Source organism: Bartonella sp. AA86SXKL (genome assembly GCF_042196885.1).
In genome coordinates this window covers 1-9,925 of sequence record NZ_JBHIRE010000030.1, presented here as the reverse complement: position 1 = coordinate 9,925, position 9,925 = coordinate 1, and the positions used below count along the sequence as shown (strand labels likewise).

Genomic DNA, 9,925 nt, shown 5'->3' with positions numbered 1-9,925 from the left:
GCTTGTTTCGCCTGTTAAGCGCTCTGTTATGAGTTTGATTTTGTAGTCTTCATATTTGCTCGTAGGCAATCCTTTTGCTGTCTTACTGAGTACGCTGTAAATATTTGATGCGGTGACTTTACCCAAGCGCGCTTGGAACCATTCTGCTGTTCTTTGTTCCATCTCACACCGCTGTTTGTTGCTCTTGTGATGGGAGCGATTGTAGAGCTTTTTCTTTTTGAATATTTTTTCTTCTTTCCAAATGCCCCAAAACCAATTCTGCTTTTTTACAAGACATATCTGTTAGTTTTTCTGCTTCTGCAAAATAAAGAAGACTACTTTCATTTGTCCCTGTTTCTTTAATTAATTCTTCGATTTGCTTTATCTGTTTAGAGGAAACTTTTTGATTATTTGTATCGCCTTCTTTGATTTGCGGTTGACCATCTGTATCGTCTTCTTTACTTGCTACATTAAGAAGCATGCCTAACAGGTATCTCCGTGCGTAGGTAAGTGTAGAACTAACTGATTGTATGTTATTTTTAGAGCCTGTACTGTCAATTGGAAATGTTCCTTCTGTTGAGATTTGATTTCCTGAAGGATGAGACAGAATTATTTCTATGGTAACGTTTTTTTCTGTTTAATGTTTAATATAGTTGTATTTTGCAAACCCGTCCTTTACAGCATCAATGTACTGATCAAGCATAGCGTATTTGCTGTTTGTATGGGTGATTGTAGAGTTTTTTCAATATTTTGATATTTTGTTTGCATAGCCGAAAGATCACGGACAAAGTTTTGGCGCTCTTGTCGTTCTATTTCTTTTTCTCTTAAATCAAGAAGACGCTTTAAGCGGTCAATACTGACGTCACTTTCTAAGGCTTTATTTAAAATACATTCCATAGCAGTTTGTTCGACGGCTAAATGATGTGTTTCTTCAATTTCTATTAGGTTAGTGTTTTGTTCACTCATTTTGATTTACTCCATTACGCGCAATTCACGTGTGGCGTGAATCACGCATGTTTTAAAAGGCTGGTTTGGCTGTTAGAAAGGGCTTATACGCTCTGTCTTTTCCTAGGGATATGTTCTCGGCTTTTCTATTATAACTAATATATGTGTTGCTTGAAATACATGTGTTACCACATACAACAGCATCACCACCAATATGAGCTTTTTCACAAATATTGCATTGCCGTGAATTTCGGCTATTCCGTAAACTTGCGTATTATCGAAAATATGTGCATTGGATTCAACACAAGCGTTTCCAAAGTCTCTCAGTGCACGCATGCAACGAACTGGGCGACGATAGAGAATGTCTATTTCATCAGTAAATTCGTATTTTTTTCCATGGTTTATTGCCTCTCGCCCTTTGTGATGATTTCATCATTGATGATCTCTGCGTTCCCTGAATAAATGCATAACCATAGATTTTGGCATTTCCTCCAACTTTTGCTCTGATGGAAATCAATGGACTGTCATAAATTTTAGCTTTTCTACTAATAAATGCAACACTAGAAACCTGTGCATTTTCGTAGATTTGTGCATTGGCAAAAACACGAATATGTCCAAAAATCTGCGCATTGCCAAAAATATTAGTTTCTCTGGTAACAGATTCACTACCAAAAACACATGCATTTTCATAAATACCAGAAATGTTATCAATATAAGCATCACCAAAAACCTTGGCATAACCATAAACTTTTGCATCATCACCTACCCAGCAATTACCATCATGACTGAGGTTGTCTTCTTTTTGTATAAAGCCGCCTAGGTCTCCTGCTTTAACAGCATCAAAATCTCTTAAGGCTTTAATTCAGTGAAGAGTTTTTCCAGCAAACTCTATTGTTTCATCAGTCATTTCGTATTTCTTTTCCATGATTGTTGCTCTTAATGCATGCTTTGTCTTTATAAGCTCTTGAAACAGCAAACCAATGCCTTCTGCTGCTGGTACAACTTTTTCTATTCCATTTGCGGTTTGAAGTGTGATGGTCGGACAATCCATAAGTTGCTTTTGGATTTTGTCTTGATACGGTAGCAAATTTCCACCTGCTGCTCGTCTGTAAAACCACCCTTTTTGCTGTAAGAAGAAAATGAATTGTTTTGGTTGTATCTCGAGTATTTTAGCGGCTTCTGTAAGACCGAAGAGTCCGTTGTGACGTTGCAAACTTTCAAGAGCAGCTGCTTTGGGTTTAAGGATACTCACTTCACTTTTAAAATCTCTAATTGTGTGACACTTTCTAAAAGCAGTTTTTTTCACAAAGAGAGGGTCTTCTAAAGCGTTTGCAAGGTCTAAAGGTTTCTTTGCACGCCGTTCACATTCAATAAAATATTGACGGGCTTGTTTACCTTTTTTATTACGCTCTACCATGGCAAGCTCTTTTGCCATGTCTAATGTGAGGTGATAGTCTATGGCTGTAACAGCTCTAGATTTTGCGCTCCCCAATTTTGTGGACCGCAAATCTTGTGTTTTTATAAAATCACTTTCCTCTTCAAATTCATATTGATGAATACGATCCTTAATTCAAGTAGAGAAATCTTTCCCTATTTCCAAAAATTCATGTAACTCACGTGCGTTGACCGTTTGAACGGTTTCGTGTTTGATTGTATTGTGCTGGATAGCAATAGGCTTTTCCATTACGAACCTCATGTTGATGGGATTGATGAATGAAAGGGGGGCGCTTTTAAATGCGCCCTTCAGAATTTAAAGCACATCACAAGGATGCAAACGGTGTTGTTGTTCGTAAGAATCATACATTGCATCGTCATATTCATGCTGTTTTATATCGTCTAAAAAAAACGTATGCTGTGATGTGTAAAATAACGTCATGAGGTATGTTTCCGTTAAAACACTGTTCTTCACGTTCTCTAAGATAAAATTCTGCGATATCTTCAGATATATCTTCGCAGCTCTTTTAAGAAGGATTGATGCGAAAGATTTGGATTTCATTATTTGCCTCGTCAATAATTTTTAGAACTTGGCTTTCATCAAGTGGTCCTGACCGACCAATGTTTTGATCATCATTATAGACAACTAATAAAATTTTATCAGAATTTATAAGAATTTGCTTATCCATAATTTCCCCTCCCTAACACCTCTTGGCGATTGTTTGTGCGTGGTTTATGGATACCAATGTAGCGATTTTAAAAATTTTTTTAAAAGTAATAAACTAAAGGCTTTCTTGAAGAGAAGTATAAAAATATTAATTCATATTCTGGCTGGTTTAATCCAGTCGATAGGTGCACACCATTCTAATTCTACATCTACGATATCAGCATATTTTCCATTTATACTGGATAAAACCCATTTCCCTTTTTCTTTCCCGAGACGTAATACTTTGATGTAAACTTTTCCACATTTAGTTTTTATGATAGCGCGGTTGTTAATAAGATCCTCTGGTGGCAAATGATAGGAATAAAAAAGAAGGCTTCCTTCTTCAATGGCTGGAAACATAGAATCACCTACCACGCGAACAGCAACAGTTCCTTTAGGAGCAGATGGCGGGGCTTCTACTTCTTCTAGACAACCAGAATCTATTGCGATTATTTCTCCTCCGACTCCTACAGATCCAATCAAAGGAACTAAGTGATTAGGAGGAATAGAAGCACCGGTAAGCTTTGATATTTCTAATAATTCTCAAGCAGAAATATCTCTTGTTTCTTTTAGCATTTTATTGACGGCAGCACGATCTATCGAGCGACCTAAAGAAGCGGTTAGCTGTCTTGAAAGCTCTGATTGGCTTAATCCAGCTTCAGATAAGGCATTTTGCAACCATTGTGAGATACTTATTGTCATATCTTTATTGTAGGTACGTTGTATACAATCGTCATTTTCTAATTTAGCAACATGTGGTTTCATTATTAATTTTCTTTCTTAACATTGTTTTTATAATCGCTACATAATGTACTATGAAACAATCTTCGGAAATAATAAATCTGTTAGGTGGGGTTCGTAGGGTAGTATCTCAGCTGCTTGGGGTTCATAGAACACGCGTGTATGCCTGGTTCCGTCCTATATCAAAAGGTGGAACTGGTGGAAGAATTCCAACAAAACATATCCAAATTCTTTTGAATGAAGCTAAAAGAATTGGAGCACCGATTAAGGCAGAAGACTTTTTCTCGTTTTTTTATAGGACGCAATCATGTGATTCTAAATTATCTTACAATCTGCTTTTATTGCTGCTTCTACAGATAGTAATGAACATCAACAGCATCATTCACATTCTTAAACAGGCATTAAATAAAGAGACAAAATTAATAGATTACGCGTCACCATGCGCACGCATAAATACGTAGTGCCTTAAGGGGGGATTATGATCACTAACGCACCAACTATTTTATGTCTTGATCTAGGGACCAAGACAGGCTGGGCGATCGTGGTGCTGATGGTCACATAACAAGCGATACAGAAGATTTTCAATCACGCCGTTTTGAAGGCGGTGGTATGCGTTATTTACGCTTTAAACGGTGGCTTACTGAACTAAAAAGGTCCGTTGATGAAATTGACGCAGTGTATTTTGAAGAGGTACGCCGGCATGTAGGTACAGACGCTTCTCATATTTACGGGGGCTTTCTAGCAACCTTAACAGCGTGGTGTGAACATCATCAGATACCATATGAAGGCATTCCTGTTGGCACAATTAAGAAGGCAACAACAGGAAAAGGTAACGCCTCAAAAGAAAAAATGATTAAGGCGGTGTGTGCAAAAGGACATACGCCTAAAGACGACAACGAAGCAGATGCTTTAGCAATTTTATATTTAATGAAAGAAGGGGGGTATACATGTCCAATAAATTACCGTGGACGGAGGCTATTTGCAGATAAATGGATTCTTGATCTTGCTTGTTTATCTCCCTTTGAGTGCAAAGTTTACATAAAGTTACGCTTGCAAATGCTTTATACTGGAAAACCACTTTTAATAATATGAAGGTCCGGGCTGATTACACTGGCTGTTCAGTAAAAATGTTTATGAAAGCGTTAGAAGTTTTAATAAGCACAGGTCATATCAAACGTTTAGATGATGGGTGTTTATGGAGTTTAAAAGTTGAAGAAGAACTCAATAACTCTAATGACAGTTTAGAGAAGGTATCGAAGACGTCACGGTCAAAGACGTTATCAGAGAGAGCAAAGAAAGCAGCGTAGGCAAGATGGGATAAACATACAAATGATGCTTGTGGTATGCTTAACGATGCTAAAGCAATGCTTAATGATGCCCATATATAACATAAACAATAACAGTTATAATAAAAAACTAATACTATCGTATTAGCAAAAAAGAAATTTGTTCTGAAAATTTAGAAACAAACGAACAGGTTCATGAGTCAATAGAGATTTATGCTTGCGGAAGCCAACCAGAGCAAATCACAACGGATGTAGAAAACCAACCTCCCAATCACAAGCAAAAGAACGTTCCCCAAAAAGCGAAGCGGACTAAATCAAAAGATGATTTTCTCTTACCTGAGGATTTTGAACCTAATTTGCAATACGCAATCGATAAAGGCTTAACCCATGATGAGGCGCTGTTAGAGTTCGAACGGTTCACAAATTACTGGATAGCAAATCCAAATAAAAATGCAAACAAACGGGATTGGTAAAGGACTTGGTACAATTGGGTCACAAGTCCTATCGGAATGCTAGAAAAGAAAAAAGCAAGATTAGAACAGGAAAAACGGTTAGGTGGTCATTATGGAAAATTCACTCATAAAACTTTTACAGAACAGTTTGCAGAGGGCTTCAACGAACTCAGAGATCATCTCTCATCTGGAGAAGATTATGGAAATGATCAGTCCGGGGCATCCATTGACGCTGAAAGCTGGGAATACATTGACGAAACAGGAGGAGGCGCAAACCTTAGATGCTTGAATCATCTACAAGCGTTGCTTTCTGTGAAAGCTTCAGTTAATCAAATTGAGCAAACTTCTTTCCTACTCTCAAGCATGAGAGTTCCTGCGAATACAGACGCCAAAGCCGTCGTTTTATCCTATGGCATGATGCTGGACCGCATTTCGTCATATGCTATGAAAAAGGGCGTCGAAAATATCGTAACGGGTCAAGCAATTGGGATATCAAAAACATTTATGCCAACTTGTGGAGAGCTTTTAACTTATTACCAGACAGTAGAAAACACCCTTCTTTCAAAAGCCGAAAGTGTACGCAAGGCTGTTTTGAACACCCGTGAAAAAAGGCTGAAAGAAAAGGCAATGAGAGAGAATTCAAAACCACTCACGTTGGTTGAAAAGCAAAAGCTTGAAGGAATTTAAATGGTCTTGGGGAACAGTGAAATACATTGCAGGTTAGTAAACTAGTGAAAAGCGCTGATCATTTTGGGATTAGATATGTGTTTAAACCGACAAAAAGGCACCGTACAAAGAGATTTGAAGTTTTTTTACTACAATTAAAAACACAAAACGCTCTGTACGGTCTGATTTGAGGTAAATAGACCAATTGGTAAAATTATGGACTAAAAACATGAGAATATTAAAAGACCTGTTCTTAAAAAAGCGTAAACAACCAATGCAAAAAGAGTTTGTTGCAACAGCTGTTGGTTATGTTCCTTGGGGGGACGGAGCAGAGGTTTTTTAGGAATTAAAAAAAATCCCTACTTTATTCAAAGTATTTTGACATTTGCATCTGTTTCTTTGGTAATAGTCACAGCGGTTTTTGCAATTTTATGCAATTCTCATATTCCTTTTGAGTTGCAGAACACTCCAAAATATAAAGATGATGATACAACAGGTTGGGTGAAACTAACACGTGATTTACAACAGTATATGCACAGACTTTTAAAGCTAATAAGTTTAGCGCTTATCGTTTTAATTTTCCCAAATAGTTATAAGGAAATTGTTTCTTTGCCTATTATTTCTAAGTACGTGGAGTATAAGCTTTCTTTTCCATTGGATACTGTACTTTGGTACTCAGATATTGCTCTTTGGTATTCTTTTTTAGTTTGTGTATTGTTTCTTATGTTACGTACACGCAATTTAATAAACATATCTATTTACACACTACAGTGCTCAGTTAAAAAGCCATAGTAAAATTCCGATTTTATAAAACTGTTCAGATTACGTTGTCTCTTCTCAACGTTCATAGATGCAATCAACAAGAGCATAAAAAACTATCGTGGGTTGCTTGATTTTAAAGAACATGACCTCTAGGTGTGAAGAAAGATGGACTAAGTATTTTTAAAGATGCCCTACTTGCTCTAGAGGTGAAATATGTGGGATTGGGCTGTTATGCCGAGCTTGCCACAAATCATACTTTTGTTGCAATTTAAGCCAGAATTCCGCATCATTTAAACCCGCTTTTTCTAACCGTAAAGCTAAATTAATGCTAATCGCTGCATGACAGTTTAAGACGCGGGATAAAGTTAAACGTGCAACACCAAGACGATTTGCAGCTTCTGTTACTGTTAACCCTAATTCATTAAGCAATTCTTCTTTCAAAATGCCGCCAGGGTGTGGAGGATTGTACATCATAATAACACCTCAAAACTCAATGGTAATCTTGATAATCAACCAGTTCAACGTCTGTCCCAATGAAACGAAAGGTAACACGCCAATTTCCATTGACACGCATTGACCAGTAACCTTTTAAATCGCCCGTAAGCGCATGTAGACGATACGATTTAAGAGTAACTTGTTCAGGCGCGGATATTGTATCTAAAATTACTAAAATGTTTGCTAATTTTTTAGCATGCGCGGGTTGTATGCCTTTGCAGACTCCTCGTTCAAAGAATAATTTCAATCCTTTATGCTTAAAACTAACGATTGCCATATATACCCTCTTGATACTTGATACTATACACCATGCATTTATGTCAATTGATTATTTATCAAAGGGCGCCTTAAAACATAATTTTATATATTAAAAAACAATATTATCATTTTGAAATAATTGAAAAAATAATAAAATTATGCTAAGATTTTTTACATATTAAAATACAAATTTAAGGTAACTAAAACATGCTAAACAAAGTGACATTAATCGGACGCCTTGGTGCTAATCCCGAAAGCAAAACCATGACTTCTGGAGCAGAAATAGTCAATTTTAGTATAGCGACTTCTGAGAGCTATACAGATAAAAAAACCAATCAAAAAGTAGAGAAAACTGAATGGCATTCAGTTGTGATTTTTAATCCACATTTAGCAAAAATTGCACTTCAATATCTCAACAAAGGTTCAAAAGTTTACGTAGAAGGAAAATTACAAACACGCAAATGGCAAGATAAAAATGGGCATGACCGTTACACAACAGAGATTATCTTACCACAATTCAAAGGCGAGTTGTATTTGCTTGATGCCAAAAAAGAGCAATCGGCATTCCCTTCACCCATTACTTCTCAAAATTATGCTATTGCTTCAGGTGCTGCTGATCATGGCGCATCTCTTAATGATGCTATCCCATTCTGATTGATAACATATGACAAAAAGAAAAAAACGTACAAAACGTGGACGTCCTCGTATTAATGGATGTATCAGAGAACCCAATGGTCGTATCTCGCGAGCAAAAATACCGCGTGAACCGATTGATAAATTGGCAATTGAAATGCGTGCCAAACGCTTTGGCTTGACCATAGAAGAGGCTAAAAATCCACTTTCCAGTACCTATATCGGGCGGCTTTATTTGCAAGGCGAAATCAATTAAGACCAATATGATGCTGCGCAAAAATATCTTGAAGTGAAAAACAATTACCTATGTGCAAAAGGATTGCCTAATGCAATTTATGATGAAATGCCTACAACTTCTGATAACGGAGCAAGAGAGAAATGGGTACAGAAGGCAACACAACGTCTTTTAGCTGTAAAAGATGTTGTTCAAGAAGCTCAATGTTTACACCGTCAATATAACCTTCATGCCGCATTACAGTATCTTGTCATAGAAGATCAATCACTACCACACCTTGTGCTTTCATTGCGCATTGCTCTTAATGCGCTTTATAAGCACTTTAGCCGTTAAAAAAGAATTGACATCAGATGAAAAATCATTAAAATGTGTATATATTTACACATCATGAGTTTAGGGAATGGAACAAGATAGCCGAAAAATCATTACAAAATTAAAGCGTGATGGCTTTGAACTTATCAAAGTGAAAGGTTCTCATCATAAATTAAAAAAAGATGATAAGGTTGTTATCGTTCCACATCCTAAAAAAAATCTTCCGATTGGTACAGCACGTTCTATCGCACAACAAGCAGGCTGGTTAAAAGAAGGAGAAGAAGAATGAAAAGATTTTTTGCTCTTGTTCATAAAGATGAAGACTCTGCTTTTGGTGTTCAGTTTCCTGATTTTGAGGGACTTTTTTCTGCTGCTGATGAGGAAGAAAATTTAATAGCAAATGCAACAGAAGCACTCCAACTTTATTGTGAAGATGTAGATAGAGTGCCTATTCCTTCAAAATTTGAAGAAGTCATACAACGGGAATCTGTCAAAACAGCTTTGTCAGAAGGAGCTTTTTTAATACAAGTTCCTTTTATTGAAAATGATTCAGAAGTCATACGCACAAATATATCAATTGAACGAGGGCTTTTACGTGCAATTGATAATTGTGCACAAAAGAGAGGTTTAACAAGATCTGCTTTTTTGGCAACAGCAGCCCGTCACGAGCTTAATATTTAGCTCATCAATCTGGAAAAATTTCTCACTCTCGATTTTTTTGCAAAAGCGTGTGATTGCATATGATCCGCAAACTATTAATGAAAATCAAAAGGCGGCAGGCAAACAAAACGCTATAGTTAAGAGGGATATAACTATCATTGATACTATATACATGGCATCTAATATTTCTGAACCTGTCATTGCCTTTCCCTCCTATAATAATTTCACAATAATTTATAAAATCTAAAATGTTTTAGAAAATTCTATATATTCTATTTTAAAATAAAAAAATACAAGATCATGATTTTTTTGTTGACATAGTGTAAAAAATCGTATTTAATGACGCCACTGCACTAGTTGT

13 protein-coding genes and 4 pseudogenes are annotated in these 9,925 nt (G+C 36.6%); 8 read left to right on the top strand and 9 right to left on the bottom strand.

Annotation, left to right across the window (positions count from 1 at the left end; translation table 11 throughout):
• The 7 genes and pseudogenes from ACFIO5_RS08600 to ACFIO5_RS08570 all read right to left on the bottom strand — a co-directional run.
• Positions 1 to 162 (bottom strand): annotated as a pseudogene (locus ACFIO5_RS08600) (lambda exonuclease family protein); the annotation flags it as partial.
• A gap of 1 nt (position 163) precedes the next feature.
• Positions 164 to 945: pseudogene (locus ACFIO5_RS08595) on the bottom strand (ERF family protein).
• Positions 946 to 1,786: 841 nt separating this feature from the next.
• Positions 1,787 to 2,446, bottom strand: coding sequence for a phage antirepressor KilAC domain-containing protein (locus ACFIO5_RS08590; RefSeq protein WP_375633259.1), 660 nt, complete (start codon positions 2,444 to 2,446; stop codon positions 1,787 to 1,789).
• Positions 2,447 to 2,674: 228 nt separating this feature from the next.
• Positions 2,675 to 2,800, bottom strand: a complete 126-nt coding sequence (locus ACFIO5_RS08585) for a hypothetical protein (RefSeq protein ID WP_375618719.1) — start codon at positions 2,798 to 2,800, stop codon at positions 2,675 to 2,677.
• Positions 2,801 to 2,885: 85 nt separating this feature from the next.
• Positions 2,886 to 3,047, bottom strand: coding sequence for a hypothetical protein (locus tag ACFIO5_RS08580; protein WP_375633260.1), 162 nt, complete (start codon positions 3,045 to 3,047; stop codon positions 2,886 to 2,888).
• Between the two features lie 131 nt (positions 3,048 to 3,178).
• Positions 3,179 to 3,547 carry a S24 family peptidase gene (locus tag ACFIO5_RS08575; RefSeq protein ID WP_375705243.1) on the bottom strand — a complete coding sequence of 123 codons (369 nt, stop codon included), beginning with the start codon at positions 3,545 to 3,547 and terminating at the stop codon, positions 3,179 to 3,181.
• A 60-nt stretch (positions 3,548 to 3,607) separates the two neighbouring features.
• Positions 3,608 to 3,829 (bottom strand): hypothetical protein, encoded by a 222-nt coding sequence (locus ACFIO5_RS08570; protein WP_375705242.1) that lies wholly within the window; start codon positions 3,827 to 3,829, stop codon positions 3,608 to 3,610.
• A 454-nt stretch (positions 3,830 to 4,283) separates the two neighbouring features.
• On the opposite strand from ACFIO5_RS08570, the pseudogene ACFIO5_RS08565 reads away from it, so the two are divergent.
• The 4 genes and pseudogenes from ACFIO5_RS08565 to ACFIO5_RS08550 form a co-directional block, all read left to right on the top strand.
• A pseudogene (locus tag ACFIO5_RS08565) lies at positions 4,284 to 4,744 on the top strand (crossover junction endodeoxyribonuclease RuvC); the annotation flags it as partial.
• A gap of 188 nt (positions 4,745 to 4,932) precedes the next feature.
• The gene (locus tag ACFIO5_RS08560; protein WP_375643540.1) at positions 4,933 to 5,112 is read left to right on the top strand and encodes a hypothetical protein; all 180 of its coding nucleotides are present in this window, start codon (positions 4,933 to 4,935) and stop codon (positions 5,110 to 5,112) included.
• Positions 5,113 to 5,600: 488 nt separating this feature from the next.
• Positions 5,601 to 6,230: a hypothetical protein gene (locus tag ACFIO5_RS08555; RefSeq protein WP_375635026.1), complete on the top strand. Its 630-nt coding sequence runs from the start codon at positions 5,601 to 5,603 to the stop codon at positions 6,228 to 6,230.
• A 294-nt stretch (positions 6,231 to 6,524) separates the two neighbouring features.
• Positions 6,525 to 7,001, top strand: coding sequence for a hypothetical protein (locus ACFIO5_RS08550; RefSeq protein ID WP_375637107.1), 477 nt, complete (start codon positions 6,525 to 6,527; stop codon positions 6,999 to 7,001).
• Positions 7,002 to 7,151: 150 nt separating this feature from the next.
• Here the strand turns inward: ACFIO5_RS08550 and ACFIO5_RS08545 are convergent, their stop codons facing one another.
• Both ACFIO5_RS08545 and ACFIO5_RS08540 read right to left on the bottom strand, forming a co-directional pair.
• Positions 7,152 to 7,445 carry a HigA family addiction module antitoxin gene (locus ACFIO5_RS08545; protein WP_375633253.1) on the bottom strand — a complete coding sequence of 98 codons (294 nt, stop codon included), beginning with the start codon at positions 7,443 to 7,445 and terminating at the stop codon, positions 7,152 to 7,154.
• A 16-nt stretch (positions 7,446 to 7,461) separates the two neighbouring features.
• Complete coding sequence (locus ACFIO5_RS08540; protein ID WP_252619286.1) at positions 7,462 to 7,743, bottom strand: type II toxin-antitoxin system RelE/ParE family toxin; 282 nt, start codon at positions 7,741 to 7,743, stop codon at positions 7,462 to 7,464.
• 188 nt (positions 7,744 to 7,931) lie between these two features.
• Here ACFIO5_RS08540 and ssb point away from each other — a divergent pair, with 188 nt between their 5' ends.
• The 4 genes and pseudogenes from ssb (at position 7,932) to ACFIO5_RS08520 (ending at position 9,585) form a co-directional block, all read left to right on the top strand.
• Positions 7,932 to 8,378: a single-stranded DNA-binding protein gene (gene ssb, locus ACFIO5_RS08535; RefSeq protein ID WP_375676807.1), complete on the top strand. Its 447-nt coding sequence runs from the start codon at positions 7,932 to 7,934 to the stop codon at positions 8,376 to 8,378.
• Between the two features lie 10 nt (positions 8,379 to 8,388).
• Positions 8,389 to 8,925 (top strand): annotated as a pseudogene (locus tag ACFIO5_RS08530) (hypothetical protein).
• 67 nt (positions 8,926 to 8,992) lie between these two features.
• Positions 8,993 to 9,193: a type II toxin-antitoxin system HicA family toxin gene (locus tag ACFIO5_RS08525; RefSeq protein WP_375633256.1), complete on the top strand. Its 201-nt coding sequence runs from the start codon at positions 8,993 to 8,995 to the stop codon at positions 9,191 to 9,193.
• Positions 9,190 to 9,585 (top strand): type II toxin-antitoxin system HicB family antitoxin, encoded by a 396-nt coding sequence (locus ACFIO5_RS08520; protein ID WP_375633257.1) that lies wholly within the window; start codon positions 9,190 to 9,192, stop codon positions 9,583 to 9,585. The genes ACFIO5_RS08525 and ACFIO5_RS08520 overlap by 4 nt, the downstream gene beginning before the upstream one ends.
• Positions 9,586 to 9,925 lie beyond the last annotated feature (340 nt).